General features: G+C 66.4%; 13 protein-coding genes and 1 pseudogene. 5 read left to right on the forward strand and 9 right to left on the reverse strand.

From position 1 onward, the window contains the following. A complete protein-coding gene (locus E0H92_RS27470; protein ID WP_131498209.1) occupies positions 1-1,194 on the forward strand; it encodes a M20/M25/M40 family metallo-hydrolase in 1,194 nt (397 codons plus the stop codon). A 159-nt stretch (positions 1,195-1,353) separates the two neighbouring features. Here E0H92_RS27470 and E0H92_RS27475 read toward each other — a convergent pair whose 3' ends face one another. The 3 genes from E0H92_RS27475 to E0H92_RS27485 form a co-directional block, all read right to left on the reverse strand. Next, positions 1,354-2,436, reverse strand: a complete 1,083-nt coding sequence (locus E0H92_RS27475) for an alpha/beta hydrolase (RefSeq protein ID WP_131498210.1) — start codon at positions 2,434-2,436, stop codon at positions 1,354-1,356. Between the two features lie 79 nt (positions 2,437-2,515). Continuing rightward, positions 2,516-3,514, reverse strand: a complete 999-nt coding sequence (locus E0H92_RS27480) for an alpha/beta hydrolase (RefSeq protein WP_131498211.1) — start codon at positions 3,512-3,514, stop codon at positions 2,516-2,518. A gap of 150 nt (positions 3,515-3,664) precedes the next feature. Further along, complete coding sequence (locus tag E0H92_RS27485) at positions 3,665-5,011, reverse strand: extracellular solute-binding protein (RefSeq protein ID WP_131498212.1); 1,347 nt, start codon at positions 5,009-5,011, stop codon at positions 3,665-3,667. Positions 5,012-5,793: 782 nt separating this feature from the next. Between E0H92_RS27485 and E0H92_RS27490 the strand changes: the two genes are divergently transcribed. Further along, positions 5,794-6,852 carry a LacI family DNA-binding transcriptional regulator gene (locus tag E0H92_RS27490; RefSeq protein ID WP_131498213.1) on the forward strand — a complete coding sequence of 353 codons (1,059 nt, stop codon included), beginning with the start codon at positions 5,794-5,796 and terminating at the stop codon, positions 6,850-6,852. 133 nt (positions 6,853-6,985) lie between these two features. On the opposite strand, the gene E0H92_RS27495 is transcribed toward E0H92_RS27490, so the two are convergent. The 3 genes from E0H92_RS27495 to E0H92_RS27505 form a co-directional block, all read right to left on the reverse strand. Then, complete coding sequence (locus E0H92_RS27495) at positions 6,986-8,050, reverse strand: FAD-dependent oxidoreductase (RefSeq protein ID WP_131498214.1); 1,065 nt, start codon at positions 8,048-8,050, stop codon at positions 6,986-6,988. A 181-nt stretch (positions 8,051-8,231) separates the two neighbouring features. Beyond that, positions 8,232-8,414 (reverse strand): FAD-dependent oxidoreductase, encoded by a 183-nt coding sequence (locus E0H92_RS27500; RefSeq protein WP_131498215.1) that lies wholly within the window; start codon positions 8,412-8,414, stop codon positions 8,232-8,234. A 135-nt stretch (positions 8,415-8,549) separates the two neighbouring features. Beyond that, a complete protein-coding gene (locus E0H92_RS27505; protein ID WP_131498216.1) occupies positions 8,550-9,989 on the reverse strand; it encodes a gamma-aminobutyraldehyde dehydrogenase in 1,440 nt (479 codons plus the stop codon). Positions 9,990-10,106: 117 nt separating this feature from the next. Between E0H92_RS27505 and E0H92_RS27510 the strand changes: the two genes are divergently transcribed. From E0H92_RS27510 to E0H92_RS27520, 3 genes are all read left to right on the forward strand, one after another. Continuing rightward, entirely contained in the window at positions 10,107-10,583 is a 477-nt protein-coding gene (locus E0H92_RS27510) for an Lrp/AsnC family transcriptional regulator (RefSeq protein ID WP_202873838.1), read from the forward strand. 76 nt (positions 10,584-10,659) lie between these two features. Then, positions 10,660-12,003, forward strand: a complete 1,344-nt coding sequence (locus E0H92_RS27515; protein ID WP_131498218.1) for a flavin monoamine oxidase family protein — start codon at positions 10,660-10,662, stop codon at positions 12,001-12,003. A 19-nt stretch (positions 12,004-12,022) separates the two neighbouring features. Next, the gene (locus E0H92_RS27520; RefSeq protein ID WP_131498219.1) at positions 12,023-13,435 is read left to right on the forward strand and encodes an NAD(P)/FAD-dependent oxidoreductase; all 1,413 of its coding nucleotides are present in this window, start codon (positions 12,023-12,025) and stop codon (positions 13,433-13,435) included. A gap of 89 nt (positions 13,436-13,524) precedes the next feature. Here E0H92_RS27520 and E0H92_RS45255 read toward each other — a convergent pair whose 3' ends face one another. From E0H92_RS45255 to E0H92_RS27530, 3 genes and pseudogenes are all read right to left on the reverse strand, one after another. Beyond that, on the reverse strand, positions 13,525-13,998 hold the full coding sequence (locus E0H92_RS45255) for a glycoside hydrolase family protein (protein WP_238173610.1): 474 nt from the start codon (positions 13,996-13,998) through the stop codon (positions 13,525-13,527). A gap of 46 nt (positions 13,999-14,044) precedes the next feature. Next, a pseudogene (locus E0H92_RS45800) lies at positions 14,045-14,587 on the reverse strand (family 43 glycosylhydrolase); the annotation flags it as partial. Continuing rightward, complete coding sequence (locus E0H92_RS27530) at positions 14,580-16,964, reverse strand: glycoside hydrolase family 3 N-terminal domain-containing protein (RefSeq protein ID WP_131498220.1); 2,385 nt, start codon at positions 16,962-16,964, stop codon at positions 14,580-14,582. The gene E0H92_RS27530 and the pseudogene E0H92_RS45800, both read right to left, overlap by 8 nt. Between the last annotated feature and the right edge of the window lie 2 nt (positions 16,965-16,966).

Here is a 16,966-nt window from a genome sequence, read left to right on the forward strand (position 1 = left end):
ATGACTGAGTCAACCTGTGAAGGCGACACTGGTTCCAATGAAGTCACCGCTCTGCTCCGCGACCTCATTGGCATCAACTCGGTCAACCCGTCCTTGGTGCCCGGCGCGGCGGGTGAAGCACAAATCGCCGCGTTCGTTCGGGCGTGGGCCGAACGAGAGGGCCTCGCGGTCGAGACAGTCGGGGCCGATCCCGAGCGTCCGAACCTGATCATCACCGGCGGGCAGGGTACGGGCGGGCGCAATCTGATCCTTTGCGCGCACCTGGACACTGTTGGCACCGACGGCATGATCGACCCCTTGGCACCTGCCGTGCGTGGCCGGCGTATGCATGGGCGCGGCAGCTACGACATGAAAGGCGGGCTCGCGGCCGCGCTCATCGCGTGTCGCAACGCTCATCGCAGGGGAGTGCCGGGAACGGTCCAGGTTGTTGCCGTGGCCGACGAAGAGCACTCCTCGACAGGCATCCGGGAAGTGCTGCCTCACCTCTCAGCGGACGGGGCCGTCGTCACCGAACCCACCGAACTGCAACTCGCCGTCGCCCACCGCGGTTTCGTGTGGGTCGAGATCACGATCGAGGGCAAAGCCGCCCACGGATCCCGGCCGGAGCTCGGCGTCGACGCCATCATGAAGGCCGGCCCCGTGCTGGTCGCCCTCGACCGGCTCTCCGGACAAATCGCCGACCGGACGCCACACCCGCTGCTCGGCACCGGCGTCCTGCATGCCTCGGTCATCACCGGCGGCCGCGAGGAATCCACAATCCCGGACCGCCTCACCCTCACCCTCGAACGCCGCACCCTGCCCGGCGAGACACCCGACACCGTGCTGGCCGAGATCGACAACGCCCTCGACAGTTGCCGACACGCCGATCCGGCCCTCGTCACCGCGCGACGAGTGACCCTTTCCCGCCCTCCACTCGACACCCACGCAGACGCCGACATCACCACCGCCCTCGCCCACGCGATCGGCACCCGCACCAGCCAGAACACCACGGTCGTCGGAATGAGCTACTGGGCCGATTCGGCAATCCTCGCCCAGGCAGGTATCCCCACCGTCCTGTACGGCCCGGCCGGCGATGGTGCCCACGCCCAGACCGAATGGGTCGACCTCGACTCCGTCCTCACCTGCGCCGAAACCCTCACCCACCTCGCCATCGAATTCACCACACCGACACGCCCCACCGCCAGGCGCGTGTAGGACGCGCGATCAGCGCACGCCGCTGGCGCGGTGTCGATCTTCCCCAAGCTGAGAGTCGTGGCGCAGAAGACGTGGAACTCATCTCCACCTGTGCCGACGGACGATCTGGTCGATCAACGACGAGCCGCCTGCGGGCGGTCGCCGTCACCAGACGAAGGGTCAGTGGCTCGGGCCACTGTCGGGCAGGGATCCGAAGTAGGCCCCCACGTGCGGCAGATAATCGGCCAGCTGCAGGTTGAAGTATCGCAAGGTGTGTAAGCCGCACGCCCTCAGCAGGTAGGTGCTCGCGATCCCGTTCTTCTGCAGGGCGAGGTACATCTCGAGCGTGGTGTGCGCGGGGAGGGCTTCGACGGATCCCGTGCTGCCCGATGCGATGTCCTCCTCGTCGCATGGCAGCCCCGAGCTGGACGAGAGCCACAGGTCCTTGCCGGTCAGGCGGCTGGAGTTGAGCACTGGATTCGCGGCCGCCCAGCGGTCTGCGTCCGTGACCGGGTCACCGAGCATCCCGAACGGATCGTACTGGCCGGCGCTCAGACCGTCCGCACACGCTCGCTGATCCTGTGCAACCGCGAGCATGACCGCCTGCTGGTCGGGGTCTTGAGAGTTGAGGAGCCCAGACATTGATCCGACCGCCCCGAACAGGTCCGGGTGGGTGACACCAAGATGCATTGCCCCCCAACCGCCCATCGAGATACCGGCGACGGCGCGATGCGCGGCGTCGCTCTGGGTTCGGAAAGTGCTGTCCACGGCAGGGATCACCGAATTCGTGATGAACGATTCGATCAGATGGCTTCCGTCCTTCCAATCGACGTAGAAGCCGCCGTACTGCGCGAATGGGGTAACCACGATGTACTGCTCGTCATCGGGAAGTGTCGAGGTCACCGAAATGAGATTCGTGTACACGAGGAAGCTGTCCTCGTTGTTGGTCCCCCCGTGCAGCAGGTACAGCACGGGGTACCGTCGATTGGATTTGCCGTACTGGGGCGGTAGCAGAACCGATACGCGGGTTTGAGCAACCGTGATGTGGCGGATGCGTGAGCCCGTCACAGTTGTAGTGTCCTCCGGCAGGCATGCCGACGAGTCCAGGTTCGGATCTGGGTTCAGCAGTGCTGCGGCGGACAATGCCGTGGAATCGGTTGTAGCGTCACTGGGCGCGGCGACCGCGTCAGACCCGCCGGCTGCGATCGCTGCGAGGGCAATCAACATTGAGCCGAGGCCAGCCAACACCTTACGAATCGTCATGCCGCCGAACTCCTTCGTGTCGTGTCCCGCATTGGGGGAACTGGCGTCAATACCAGAACTAGATCGGTGCGCTCGGCGGTCATGACGAGCCCACCGTGCCCGGGTGGACCAGACCGCCGGGGTCAGGGGCGAAGAGCATGTGCACGCTGGCAACGAGCTGGTCGAACTCAGTCCGAGCGACCGGAACGATGCCGAGCATGTCGAAGCACCCGTGGACCAAACCACGGCCCTCGTGCAGAACGGTTGGCACGTCTGCCTCCCGCAGCGCCGAGGCGTAAGCAGCGCCCTGGTCGCGCAGCGGATCGAACTCCGCGACGGCGACCACGGCCGGCGGGAGACCGGTGAGATCCTTGCAGCGCGCCGGGGAGATGCGCGAATCGGTCACGTCGGCAGCGGGCTGAAGATAGGTCTCCACGCACGAGCGCACGGCATCGGCGGTGAGAACGTAGCCCGACGCGTGCAACTGCCACGAGGGATAGTTGTCGAAGTGGTCGAGTTCGAGGTCCGTGGCCGGGTAGACCAGGATCTGGCCCGCGAGGACAGGTCCGCCGCCCCGAGTCTGTTGGGCGAGGACCGCTGCCAGGTTTCCGCCGGCGCTGTCTCCACCGACCGCGATCCTCACCGGATCGCCGCAAAGCTCCTCGGCGTGCTCGGCGACCCATCGCAGCGCCGCGGCGGCATCGTCGAGGCCGGCAGGCCACGGATGTTCCGGGGCGAGCCGGTAGTCGACCGACACGACGACTGCCCCAACTCCGCGACACAGCGCCCGGGCGACAATGTCGCCGGTGTCGAGGCTGCCGATCATCCAGCCGCCGCCGTGAAACCAGACGATCACCGGCGCCGGCACGGCCGCAGACAGCGGTTGGTAGACGCGTAACGGAATTGGTCCAGCCGGGCCGGGCGCTGTCGCGTCGTGGACGCCGGCGACCGAGTCGCGTCGATCCACGGGCGCCATCGTGCGTGCAATGTTCTCGAAATCATCGCGAGCCGTGGCGACGTCGAGTACGACCGGCCGGGTGCTGTTCGCAGCGTAGGGCGGGCCGGCGATCAATGCGGCCAGAACGGGGTCGAGTGGCATCGTGCATCCGTCGAGGTCAGTGCCGGCCGTGGCCGGACCGGGTGGACAATGTCTTATTCGCGCGATCCCTTGCCCGTTCGCGGCCCCAGCTCGCGACGAGACCTTGCAGGCGGCCGGTCGCCGGTGGTGCGACGGGGGGAGCGACGACAGTCACTGGCCGATTACCGCGTTCATGTTGGTCGCGAACTGCTGCGGGGAGATGGACAGCTGGAACAGCTTGGCGATGTTGTCGAGCAGGGTCTCCGCCTGGGCCGGGCTGAGCGCCTGGTCCCACGACTGCGCGAAGTTCTTCGCGTTCGCCGACGTCTCGTAGACGAAGTTCAGCCAGGCCTTGTCGTTCGGGTCCGACACCGAGGCGATCTTGTCCTTGGCGCTCTTGACGACCGGCACGCCGCCGGCCTGCACCCAGGCCTCGACCGAGGTGTCGTCCAGAGTTGATGTGGACAGGAACTTCTTCGCGGTGTCCTGATCCTGCTGGCTCGCCTTCGATGAGATCGACAGATACTGGCCCGGGTTGCCGACCGTGTTGACCGGGTCGCCCTTGCCGCCGTCGACCGGCGGGAAGTTCAGGTAGCCGAGGTGGCCATCGGTGACGATGCCGCCGCCGGACGCCTTCATGGTGCCGTAGACCCAGGCGCCGTGCAGCATCATCGCGGCCTTGCCGGTGGACAGCAGCGCCTGGTCGGCGCCCGAGTCGGCGGTGATCGAGGAGAAGCCCTTGATGAAGCCTCCTCCCTTGATCAGCTTCTGCATCTCGTCGAGTGCCTTCAGCGCGGACGGGTCGGACCAACTGTTCGGCTTGCCGTCGTAGATGTTCTGGAAGACCTCGCTGCCGCCGATCCGGTCGAACAGGAACTCCAGCCACATCATGTTGGTCCAGCGGGACTGTCCGGCGAGCGAGAACGGCGCGATGCCGGCGTTGTTGAACTTCGGCACCAGGTCCATGATGTCGCTCCACGACTGTGGCGGCTGGGCGCCGACCTTCTCGAACACCTTCTTGTTCCAGAACAGCACAATCGGCGTCACCGTCTCGACCGGCACTGCGTAGATCTTGCCGTTCACCGTGGCCGCGCCGAACGCGGCCGGGAAGATCGAGTTCTTCAGGTCGGCGTTCTGGCCGAACCAGTCGGTCAGATCCTCGACCTGGCCGGCCTCGACGTAGCTCTTGAGCCCGCCGCCGCCCCAGCCGAACATCAGCGTCGGCGCCGTGCCGGCACCGATGGCCGTCTTGATCTTCTGCGCGAACGCCTCGCTCTGGAACGCGGTGGACTTGATCTGCGTGCTCGGGTTGGCGTCGTTGAACCGCTTGACCTGTGCCTCGCAGATGCCCTGCTGAGGCTGGCCGCTGAGGAACCAGTACGACGCACTGCCACTGGCGCCCTCACTGCCGGTGGAGCCACCGGAGCTCTTCGGGCCAGAGGTGCCGCACGCGGCGAGACCGGTCGCGAGCACGCCGCCGCCGACCAGGCTGAGGAAGGTACGCCGAGACGTCGTCATGGGATCCATCGTGATCTCCGTATTCCTTGCCGCAGACCATTCCACGGCGCGTGGTTGCAGGGCGCGGCCGTCGGCACGGAGCGTGGGAACGCCTCGACCGACTCCTCCGCAAGATGTCGAAAGTAGCTGCCGATTGGCGCTATGTTTCGTAACATAGATTTCGGGATTCTTAGTGTCAAGGCTTGAAGGAGAGACCGCTTTGGCGTCACTCTGGATTCAAGGATTCCCCGCAGAAGTGGGCGGCAGGATCAAGTTTCAACAATAGCAAGGCAGCTTGCGAAACGGATCGAAATGTTTCGGCATTTAGTCACGGCGATGGTATAAGTTTAGGGGAGAATCTTCTTGATCACCGCGAGCTCGCACGACCGGCTCCGGCGCCGTCCGGGGCGGCCGGCCGCGGAGCTGCTGGATCCCGGCGAACGGCGGATCGCAGTGGCCGCCCGGCGCGCCGCCGACGTGCGGGCGTTGACGGGCTGCTGCGCCCCCCAACCACGTCCGGCCGCAGCACCCCGAGCGCGGCCCCCGGGTCGTCGACCCACTCGATGCCCTGCGCAACGAACTTCCGGACGTGGAACTCTTGCCTGCGGCGGGCGCTCCGGCGTGCACCGGGCCGGATGTGCGCCGTATCGTCGAGCCTGGGGCTTCGAGGTGGTGGTCGGCGCGTCGTCGGTGGACCCCCTGTGCGGCGTCGTACGAATCACCGAGGATGTGAGGGTGGTAGGACACAATCGCGTCCGGACGATCCTGGTCGAGATCGCTGAGATGGGAGGAGGGTGGAAGAGATGCCACGGCTGAAGGGCCGCGTCACCCTGGCCAGCGTCGCGAGTTCGGCGGGAGTGTCTGTCGCCACGGTTTCGAAGGTGCTCAACGGGCGTCCCGATGTCTCGCCGGTCACTCGTGCCGAGGTGCAGGAGATTCTGCAGAGGCACGGGTATGTCCGTCGCCGTCAGGATCCGGTCCAGGTTCAGGTCCAGCGCGACTCGGTCGAGCTGTTCTACCAGGGTGTGCTGAGCGCCTATTGCGTCGAGGTCATCGAGGGTGTTGTCGAGGCCGCCCAGGTGGCTGGAGTGGACGTCGTGCTGAACAGGCACCCTCCGCACCCGCAGACGTCGAGCAGCCGCCGGGCGGCACAGTGGATCCGGGAGCTCGCCTCTGCCGGGCGCCGGGCCGCGATCGGTATCACCAGCCAGCTCGCAGACGCAGACCTGGCAGCGTTGTCGCGGGCACGGCTGCCGTTGGTGGTGGTCGACCCGACCGACATCTCGCAGCCGGATGTGGCGAGTGTGGGTTCGACCAACTTCGCCGGCGGGATGGCGGCTGCGCAGTACTTGCTGTCGCTCGGGCACCGGCGGATCGGGTATGTCGGCGGTCCTCCGACCTCGGGCTGCAACCGTGCCCGGCTGAGTGGCTTCCGTAGCGCCATGGAGGAAGCGGATGCCGAAGTGCTGCCGCAACACATCTGGCTGCAGGACTTCTTGTACGACGACGGTCTGGCCGGCGGTGCTGTGATGCTCGACCGGCCGGACCGTCCGTCTGCGGTTTTCGCCGGCAGCGACGAAGTGGCACTCGGCGTCCTCGAGGCGGCCCGTAGCCTCGGTCTTCGGGTGCCCGAGGACCTCAGTGTCGTCGGCTTCGACGATACCCACGTCGCCCGCCTGGCGTCGCCGCCACTGACTACTGTCAAGCAACCTCTCCGCGAGATGGGGGCCGTCGCGCTTCGCACCGCCCTGCACCTGGCGGCCGGTGAGAAGGTCGATTCCCACCACGTCGAACTCGCCACCACGCTCATCGTCCGAGGCTCGGTCGCCCCCAACCGATACCCATCGGCCGCCGCCTCCTGATCCAGCGGAGAATCGGCGAGGGCGATGTAGAGATCGTCGACGCTTGGATGCTGGAAGACCGAGCTGATCTGCGAGCGGTACGACGTGCCGCTGTGGTCTCGCGGACCATCGGTGGGTGAGGGCGCGGGAAGTGTCAGGCCGGCCAGCTGAATCGCGGCCTCGATGGGGTAGGCGAACAGGTCGCGGGTCCGTCGTGGCCCGCTCGCTCGACCCGGCAGCCGGGAACACCGCGCAGCGCGAACCCCTCTGTCACCGTCGCCTCGACGCGGACGACCGGGCCGACGACTGCCGTCAGCCGCGGGCTTCGGGCACCGGGAGCCCGGCGACGTAGGCAGCCGCGCGGACCGCCGCGTCCGCCCCCGAGGTGATGGCCCCGTCCATCCAGCCGAACCAACGCCTGGAGACATCGCCGCCGGCGATGAAGAAGAGGCCAGGAGTTGACGCGAGCTCGTGCCAGCCGGGGGCTTGGCCCCGGAGTCGCGGTATGCCAGGTACCGCGTGCGTACTCGTCGGTGATCCAGTCGTGAGAGAACGTTTCCAGCTCGGTGCCCAACTCCGGGTGGCGACTTCCCATCGCCTGGCGCGCCCGGTCGAGCGCCGCATCGTGGCTGGGCTCGCCGAGGCTGAACCGTGCGACTGCCGCGCGGTGCTCACCAGGCACTGCGTACACCTCGATCGCATCCGGCCACCCTTCGGAGTGGACACTGCTCGCGTCCCCGGAGACCGTGGCCCAGCCCTTCGCCGCGCGGCCGACGTGGCCCTCGGCGAGCACCCGGACGGCCTGCGGGCCGAACGGGATCTCCGGATGTAGCTCCCGCAGGACGTTGACCGGGATCGCGACGACGGCCGCCCGCGCCTCGACCGAGAAGGTCGCCCCTTCCACGACGACGCCTCTCTCGTTCTGGGCGATCCGCTCGACCAGGTGCCCAAGCCGCACGGCGTCGCCCAGAGCGGCGGCGATCGCCCGGGCGATCGCGTCGGCCCCGCCACCCACCCTCGCCGTCTCGCCGGTGAACGCGGTCTGAGCACTGCCGAAACCGCGAACCTCGTGCAGTAGGTTGAGCACCGAGTAGCAGTGTTCGTCGGCGCCCATCAACGCGAACGAGTCCGCCAGGACAAGCTCGCGCGCCCGCGCCGGCAGATCCAGCCGCGACAGGTACGCGGCCATCGTCACGTCGAGATGTTCGAGACCCGGCACCAATCGAGACGATCGAAGTCGATCTCGGCGGCGTGCCCGTCGAGGTGGGCGAGGGTGCGCTCGTAGGCGGCCGTCAGTTCGGGCTCGACGAGGTCACCTGGGACTTGGACATCCTGGGTGACGAGCTTCAGCCCGTAGCGCTCCGCCTCCCGCGCTACCGGGTGATGGCAATCCCAGCGACCTATTCCGCGCCCAGGTCGACATGGACGCCGGTGGCCTCGAAACGGGCTGTCCAGGTCCGGCCTCCGACCCGGTCGCGAGCCTCCAGCAGTTCAGCGCCGATCCCGGCAGCCGCCAGGTCCCGGGCGGCGACCAGGCCGGCCAGTCCACCACCCCCGACGACGACAACATCCGTTCGGCTCATCCGACGTCCTCCTCCCGTACCACGCGTCGGTCCGGCGGCCACCGGCCCCGCATACACCGGACTGGAGTGCCGAAGCTGGTCGCGAGCTTTGCGACGGAAGGCCGGCATGACAGTCCGTGCCGCGGCCTGAACGGCCTAGTTCTCCTCGATGTTCGACATGACGTGTTTGATGCGGGTGTAGTCCTCCAGGCCGTACATGGAGAGGTCCTTGCCGTAGCCGGAGTGTTTGAAGCCGCCGTGGGGCATCTCGGCGACGATGGGGATGTGGGTGTTGATCCACACGCAGCCGAAGTCGAGACGCCGGGACATGCGCATGGCGCGTGCGTGGTCGCGGGTGAAGATGGAAGAGGCGAGACCGTACTCCACGCCGTTGGCCCAGCGCAGGGCCTGGTCCTCGTCGGTGAAGCGTTGCACTGTGATGACCGGACCGAAGATCTCCTGCTGGATCGCGTCGTCGTCCTGGTGCAGCCCGGAAACCACTGTGGGAGCGAAGAAGTACCCGCGTTCGCCGACCGCGGCGCCGCCCGTGCGTACCGTTGCATGGTCCGGCAGATCGCGGATGAAGCCGGTGACCCGGCGCAACTGAGACTCGCTGTTCAAGGCGCCGTACGCCGCGCTCGGGTCGTCAGGTCGCCCCGTGCGTGTGTGATTGGCCCGCTCGGTGAGGGCGTCGACGAAGTCGTCATGAACTCGCGGTCCTGCCAGCACCCGCGTTGCCGCCGTGCAGTCCTGGCCCGCGTTGAAGTAGCCGGCGGCCGCGATCGCGTTCGCGGCCTTCTCCACGTCTGCATCGTCGAAGACCACCACAGGCGCCTTCCCGCCCAGTTCGAGATGCGTACGCTTGAGTCGCTGAGCGGCAGCGGACGCGACCTCCATGCCGGCGCGGACCGAGCCGGTGATCGCGACGAGCTGCGGTACGTCGTGGTCGACGAGAGCGCGGCCGGTGTCCCGGTCACCACAGACGACGTTGAGTACGCCAGGCAGAAGGAACTCGTTGCACAGCTCGGCGAGCAGAACAGTCGACGCGGGTGTGGTGTCGCTAGGCTTGAGGACCACCGTGTTCCCGGCGGCGAGGGCCGGCGCGATTTTCCAGATCGCCATCATCAGCGGGTAGTTCCACGGCGTCACCTGGCCGACTACACCGATCGGCTCGCGCCGGATCCACGACGTGTGACCGGCCATGTATTCGCCGGCCGCCCGTCCCTCCAGAACCCGCGCCGCACCGGCGAAGAACCTGAGCTGATCCACACAGGGCGGTATCTCGTCGCTCGCGGTGATCGCCAGCGGCTTGCCCGTGTTGCGGCTCTCCACGGCAGTGAACTCGTCGGCCCTTCGCTCCAACGCATCGGCGATCCGCAGAAGCGCGAGTTGCCGATCTGCGGGCGTGCTGTCACGCCAGGATTCGAACGCTCGGGCCGCTGCGGACATCGCCTGATCCACATCTTCAGGACCCGACAGCGGTGCCTTGAGATACACCTCGCCGGTGGCGGGCGCGATGACGTCGTACGTCGAGCCACTCAGGGTGGCTATCGGTTTCCCGTCGACGATGTTCGGAAGGATCTGAAGCTCGGCCATCGCTGCCCCTCACCGGCTGGATTGCGAATTTCGTAGCAGACTAGCCGATCAGGAGCTGATATCGTCAGGCATGTGACGGATTCGCGACGAAATCAATCGCCCAGTGGCGTCAGGGCTGTGCGAACCGGGAACCCAGAGAAGAATCACGGACTGCTCGATGATGTCTCCAAGGCGATCATTGAGCAGTTACAGGTCGATGGCAGGCGGCCCTATGCCGCGATCGGCAAAGCCGTCGGCTTGTCCGAGGCGGCCGTCCGTCAGCGGGTGCAGCGGCTGACGGACGCCGGCATCATGCAGGTCGTCGCGGTCACCGATCCACTCGAACTCGGATTTGCCAGGCAGGCAATGATCGGCATCAAGGTCCAGGGAGCGCTCGAGCCGATCGCCGAGGCGTTGGCCGCGATGGACGAGATCGAGTACGTCGTCATCACTGCCGGCTCCTTCGACCTCCTCGCTGAGGTGCTGTGCGAAAGCGACGAGCATCTGCTTCAGGTGCTGTCCGAGCGGATCCGCCGGATCGACGGCGTCCAGGCCACGGAGACGTTCGTCTACCTCAAATTGGTCAAGCAGACGTACTCGTGGGGTGTGCGGTGAGGCCTGAAGCGGGAGAGAACGGGATGCGTCCGATTCGCCCAGCGGACCTTCCGCCGGGTCGTTTGGAGTCGAACCAATGAATCACAGATCAGCCGACGTCGTCGTTGTCGGCGCCGGTGTCACCGGGCTGACGGCGGCGACCGAACTGGTTGCCCGAGGCAAAGAGGTCGTCGTGCTCGAGGCGCGTGATCGAGTCGGCGGACGGCTCTGGACGGACACGATCGAGGGTATCCCGCTCGAACTCGGCGGACAGTGGGTGTCGCCTGACCAATCCGCCTTGCTCGAGACCCTCGAGACGCTCGGACTCGAGACGTTCGCGCGGTACCGCGCCGGTGACAGCGTGTACATCGGCAAGGATCGGATGCGGCGACAGTTCATCGGTGCGGCTTTCCCGGTCTCGGCCAGGACGGCGGCGGAGGTCGACCGGATCACTGCGATCCTCGACGACCTGGCAGGTCAAATGGATCCGGGGAAGCCCTGGCTGCACCCTCGAGCGGCCGAGCTGGACAGCATCTCGTTCGCCCAGTGGCTCTCCCAGCAGACCGACGACGAGGAGGCGAGGGACAACATCGCGCTGTACGTCGGCCCGGCGATGCTCACCAAGCCCACCCATTCCTTCTCGGCGCTGTCCTGCGTACTGATGGCGGCAAGCGCCGGATCGTTCAGCAATCTCGTTGACGCGGACTTCATCCTCGATCGTCGGGTCGTCGGCGGACTACAGCAGGTCCCGCTTCGCCTCGCAGCCAACCTGGGCGACCGGGTGACGGTCGGCGGTCCGGTTGATCGCATCGAGTGGACCGAAGCATCGGCGGTCGTACACGCCGGAAGCGCTGCGTGGTCCGCGGCACGGGTCATCGTCGCGGTGCCGCCGACCCTCGTCTCCCGCATCCAGTTCATCCCCAACCTGCCGCCGATCCAGATGCAGTGGCGGCAGCACCAGTCCTTCGGACTCGTGATCAAAGTGCATGCCACCTACGACCGTCCTTTCTGGCGTGCAGACGGACTGTCCGGCACAGCGTTCAGCCCGTACGAGGTCGTACACGAGCTCTATGACAACACCAACTTCGGTGACGAGCGCGGCACGCTCGTGGGCTTCGTATCAGACCTGACCGCCGACAATCTCCTTGCGCTCGACCCGGACGACCGACGAACCCAGATACTGCAGTCCATTGCGCACTATCTCGGGCCACAGGCTGCTCGCCCTATCAGCTACTACGAGAGCCAATGGATGGCGGACGAGTGGACTGCGGGTGCGTACGCGACCAGCTTCGACCTCGGGGGGTTGACCAGGTACGGCGAGCACGTTCGCCAACCGGTCGGCCCGTTGAGCTTCGGAAGCAGCGACGTGGCCGGCGTCGGCTTCCAGCATGTAGACGGCGCGATCCGAGTTGGCCGCGAGTTGTCGCGCGGCGTCGCCTGACCTCGAAACGGGTGTGATCATGGTGAATCGGCCCCAACTCACGGCGTACGAACGCAACGCGCCGGACCCTCGAGTCGTTGGCGCCGCGCTCGAACCGAGTCGGCACAGTGTCTTCTGGATCGAAGATGCGGGACGCGACGACAGTTGCACCCCGCTCTCCCAGACCGCCCATGCGGATCTGGTCATTGTGGGTGGTGGCTACCTCGGACTCTGGACGGCGCTGCTGGCTCAGCGACGGAACCCGGGGCAAAGAATCATGGTCCTGGAAGCGCACCGGGTCGGCTGGGCAGCATCCGGGCGGAACGGAGGCTTCTGCGAAGCATCCATCACCCACGGCGAAGAGAACGGCCGCGCGCGGTGGCCAGAGGAGTACGAGAAGCTCAGCCGTCTGGGAGCGAACAATCTCGACGACTTCGAGAAGGATGTGCACGACCTCGGTCTCGACTGCAACTGGGAACGGACCGGCACGCTGCACGTTGCGGTCGAGGAACACGAACTGCAGTGGCTCGGTGCCGATCAGCTCGATCGGCAAGCGGTCCGGGAGGTGGTCAACAGTCCGCTCTTCGTCGGTGGCACCAGGCACCTCGACGAGTGCGCTCTGGTCCATCCGGCGCGCCTTGCGATCGAACTCGCCCGCGTCACGCGCGAACATGGGGTAGAGATTCACGAGCACTCGGCGGTCACCGGACTGTCCGGCGGCCGAGGTGGTCGCGTCCGAGTCGAGACCGCCGGCGCTGTCGTCACCGCGGACCGCGTCGTCCTGGCAACGAACGTCTTCCCGTCGCTCCTTCGCCGCAACCGGCTGATGACCGTCCCGGTCTATGACTACGTCCTGATGACCGAACCACTCGCCGATTCACAACTTGCAGCGATCGGCTGGTCGGGTCGCGAGGGACTCTCCGACATGGCGAACCAGTTCCACTACTCCAGACTGACGGCGGACAACAGGATCCTGTACGGCGGTTACGACGCCGTCTACCACGCCGGCCGTAAGGTCCGAGCTCGCTACGAGGATCGTCCCGAGACCTTCGATTGCCTCGCTTCACACTTCTTTGCCACCTTCCCGCAACTCGAAGGCCTGACCTTCACCCACAGGTGGGCCGGTGCCATCGATACCTGCACGCGGTTCGCTGCGTTCTACGGCCTCGCCCGTCAGGGGCGTGTGGCGTATGCGGCGGGATTCACCGGTCTGGGTGTCGGCGCCACTCGGTTCGCGGCGAACGTACTGCTCGATCTGCTCGCCGGCGAAGCGACAGAACGGACCGAACTGGAGATGGTGCGCAGGAGGCCGATGCCATTCCCACCGGAGCCTGCCGCGGCGGTTGGCATCAACCTGGCGCGCTGGTCGCTCAATCGCGCGGATCATCGGCAGGGCCGGCGGAATCTCTTTCTCCGGGCTCTGGATGCTGTGGGACTGGGTTTCGACTCCTGAGCAGGTAGGTTTCGGCTGAGTCCTTTCGTCCAGGAGTCAGGATGCTCGACCACGGACAGAGTGAGCGCGCGGCCTTGGCAAGCCGTTCATCAGGGACGACCGGGAGGCGTGTCCACGTCGTTGATCCGCCACGTGTCGCGCCACTCGATCGTGGGGATGTCGCCGTCGAAGCGGAGGGGGAGCCAGACGTAGGTTGCGAGCGAGGTGTCGGCCTCGGGAAGCGTCAGCGTGGTATATAGGCGGCCTGCCGCTCTGGCCGCGAAGTCGTCGTGGAAGGCCTGAGTCTGGTCGGAATCTGTCTCCGACAGGTGAGGGAGCCATCGGTCGGCGAGGGCGATGTAGAGGTCGTCGACGGCCGGGTGCTGGAAGACCGAGCTGATTTGCGAGCGGTACGACGTGCCGCTGAGGTCGAAGCGATGTGGGTTGCCGAGGACGGTGTACGGGCCGTGGTAGGTGTCGGCGACTGCGATCTCCGACGGATTCGGGTAGTACCAGCTGGTACCTGAGGTGATCAGGTAGTGCTTGCCCTGGCGGCGGAAGTAGGCCGGCGCTTCGCGGACCATTGGTGGGTGGGGGCGCGGGAAGTGTCGAGTAGTAGCCGGTCACGTCGGTGTAGTCGGGCGTGAGGTCGGCGCAGACGAGTTCGCTGTGGACTCGTTCGAAGTAGTAGTAGCCCTTGCCGTCGGACGGATCGACGACCAGGTCGAAGTCGCCGGCGTTCATGCCCAGCGGCCGGAGACCGGTGCGAACGATCTGGTATGGCCCCAGCAGCGAATCTGCGGTGAGAACGGTGCATTGCTGGGTGTCGTCGTGACCCATGATCTTGAGCCAGCACACGTACTTGCCTGTGTGGTTGTTTCGGATGATGTGCGGACGATCGATCATCTGGGACGGATGCAGGGGCGAGGCGGGATCGTCCAGGTTCGGCGGGACGATGAGCCCGCAGTCCGTCCAGTTGTAGAGATCGGTCGACGAGTAGCAGCGGATGCCCCAGGTCCAGATGCCTGAACCCGGGATCGAGCGTTCCTTGTTCTCGCCGTACCAGTAGTAGACGCCGTCCTCGGCGATGATCGAACCGCCGTGCGCGTGGATCGGTTTCCCGTCTGTGTCGAGCCACGGCCGGCCGGGACGGAAGGCGTCGTACTCAGGCATGCGACACCTCGGAGAGGAACGAGCGTTGGGCGCTGGTCAGGACGCGCGGTTCACCGACGAGTTCGAAGTGCCCCTGAAGGCGTTGATCGTCAGAGTCGAAACCGAGGAAGTAGTCGACGCGTGCGGGCTCGACGGCGAAGTCGTGCACCAGGTTGGTGTATCCGAGTTGCGTGGCTGCGATGGTGAAGGTGACGCGCTTGGATTCGCCAGGAGCAAGCTCGAGCCGGGAGAAGCCGGCGAGCTGCTGTGCCGGGCGCGTGACACCTATGGTGTTCACCCTGAGATACAGCTGTACGACAGTGGCGCCCTTGACGGCACCTGTGTTCGTTACGAGGGCGCTGATTCGTGCGGAGCCGGAGGTGTCGATCTCGGAGTCACCGGTGCGGTCGGCAAGATCGAAGTCGGCGTAGCTCAGGCCGTGCGCGAAGGGATAGAGGGGTGTGGCCTCGAGGTCGAGGTAGTGCTGGGAGAGGCTGGGAGGCACCGGATTGCGGTAGCCAGTGCCGGCGTGCTGGTGGTGGTAGACAGGGATCTGTCCAGTTCCGCGGGGGATGCTGTAGGGCAGTTTCCCGCTCGGGTTCGTCGCGCCGAACAGAACCCGCGTGATCGCCTTGGTCCCGAACGGGCCGCCGAACGGCGCGATGACGATCGCCGCGGCGTCCTTGATGACTTCGGGCAGTGCGTAGGCACGCCCTTGGACCAGTACGGCGACGAGCGGTTTGCCGATCGCGGCGACCGCTTCGGCGAGTTCGGTCTGGACGGCCGGCAGCGAGATGTCCGCAGAGTCGCTGGCCTCGCCCTCGGTGCGCTCGCCGTTGAACCAGAGGCTCGCACCGCCGAGCGCCAGGACGACGACGTCCGCCTCATGCGCGATCGCGACCGCGCGATCAATTGCCCCGGAGCCCAGCGGCTCGGTGAACGTGGACGCCTGTTCGGTTCGTACGGCGGCGGCGAAGTTGCCGATCTCGTCCGACAGGGTGTGGACGCCGTACCGGTCACGAACCAGCTTTTCCGGATCCACCGGTGTGAGGAGGGCGTCGTACCACGAGGCGATGATCGCGTCGGCGCCGAGCATGTTGCCGAGGTCCCCGCGGGACATCGCGTTGACCGCCTCACGCCAAGCGGGGTAGGTGTACGTCGCCAACTGCCGAAGTGCAGTGTCCGCGTGCGGCCCGATCACTGCAACGGTCTGCGTGCCCGGAGCCAACGGCAGGATGCCGTTGTTCTTGACGAGTACGACGGATCGCTCGGCGAGCTCCTCCGACAACTCCCGTCCCTCGACGGCCACGGTGTGTACGTCGATGTGCTCTGCCGGATAGGGATTCTCGAACAACCCGACGTCGAATTTGGCTTTCAGCACCCGGCGGACGCAGACGTCGACAGCACTGACCTCGACCGCGCCACGTCGTACCTCGTCGATCAGCGGAGCGCCGTAGGCAAAGGGCTTCGGTAGCTCGACATCGAGACCGGCGGTGATCGCGAGCCGTGCCGCGTCGCCGGGAGTGGACGCGACCCGTTGATCGGCAACGACCTTCTCCAGCGTGGTGTAGTCCGCCGAGACGAACCCATCGAAGCCGAGAGTGCCACGCAACAGGTCGGTCAGGGCCTCTCGGGACACCCCTACCGGGATGCCGTCGACGGTGCCGTAGGAGTTCATCACCGACTTCAGGCCGGCCAGCTGAATCGCGGCCTCGATGGGGTACGCGAACAAATCACGGGTTCGCCGGGCTCCGGCATCGAAGGCCGACGTGTTGGCGCCACCGGCGGGAAGGCCGTAGCCGAGGAAATGTTTGCCGGTGGCAATGACACCCCGAGCGAGGTCGTCGCCCTGGAGCCCGCGGGTGTAGGCGACGCTGAGCGCGGCGCAGAGGTACGGATCTTCGCCGTAGGTCTCGTGAACGCGTCCCCACCGGGGGTCGAGGGCGATGTCCATGACGGGGGAGAGCGCGTGCGGCATGCCGACCCGGCGCATCTGCTGCCTGATCAGGTCGGCCATCTCCTGGACCAGTTCGGGACTCCACGTCGCGGCGAGTCCGGTGCCGGTCGGGAACGACATGTGGCCACCGGCCAGGAATCCGCTGAGCGCCTCCGCATGAAGGAATGCCGGGACCCCGAGCCTGGTACGGGTGACGAACCGCTGTTGGATCGCCCCGACGAGGTCCGCGAGCTTGGCCGGATCGTCGACGATCAGCTGGGCGACGTGACCAGGCGGATTCTTGAGCAAGTCCGCAGTGGAGTCTGTATCCGCTCCGTCGGGGCGGACCAAGCTCCACGGCATGACGGAAGTGAGCTGATGGCACTTCTCCGCCAGTGTCATCTCCTGCAGCAGCAGTTCAGCTCTTGCGTCGGACGGCAGGCTTGCATCGAGGTGGTGCATGA

The sequence above is a fragment of the Kribbella speibonae genome, assembly GCF_004331375.1.
Classification (GTDB): domain Bacteria; phylum Actinomycetota; class Actinomycetes; order Propionibacteriales; family Kribbellaceae; genus Kribbella; species Kribbella sindirgiensis.

Coding starts and splice junctions, on each gene's coding strand:
- E0H92_RS27470 (WP_131498209.1), top strand. CDS start 1: ATGACTGAGTCAACCTGTGAAGGCGACACTGGTTCCAATGAAGTCACC.
- E0H92_RS27475 (WP_131498210.1), bottom strand. CDS start 2,436: ATGACGATTCGTAAGGTGTTGGCTGGCCTCGGCTCAATGTTGATTGCC.
- E0H92_RS27480 (WP_131498211.1), bottom strand. CDS start 3,514: ATGCCACTCGACCCCGTTCTGGCCGCATTGATCGCCGGCCCGCCCTAC.
- E0H92_RS27485 (WP_131498212.1), bottom strand. CDS start 5,011: ATGACGACGTCTCGGCGTACCTTCCTCAGCCTGGTCGGCGGCGGCGTG.
- E0H92_RS27490 (WP_131498213.1), top strand. CDS start 5,794: ATGCCACGGCTGAAGGGCCGCGTCACCCTGGCCAGCGTCGCGAGTTCG.
- E0H92_RS27500 (WP_131498215.1), bottom strand. CDS start 8,414: ATGAGCCGAACGGATGTTGTCGTCGTCGGGGGTGGTGGACTGGCCGGC.
- E0H92_RS27505 (WP_131498216.1), bottom strand. CDS start 9,989: ATGGCCGAGCTTCAGATCCTTCCGAACATCGTCGACGGGAAACCGATA.
- E0H92_RS27515 (WP_131498218.1), top strand. CDS start 10,660: ATGAATCACAGATCAGCCGACGTCGTCGTTGTCGGCGCCGGTGTCACC.
- E0H92_RS27520 (WP_131498219.1), top strand. CDS start 12,023: ATGGTGAATCGGCCCCAACTCACGGCGTACGAACGCAACGCGCCGGAC.
- E0H92_RS45255 (WP_238173610.1), bottom strand. CDS start 13,998: ATGGTCCGCGAAGCGCCGGCCTACTTCCGCCGCCAGGGCAAGCACTAC.
- E0H92_RS27530 (WP_131498220.1), bottom strand. CDS start 16,964: ATGCACCACCTCGATGCAAGCCTGCCGTCCGACGCAAGAGCTGAACTG.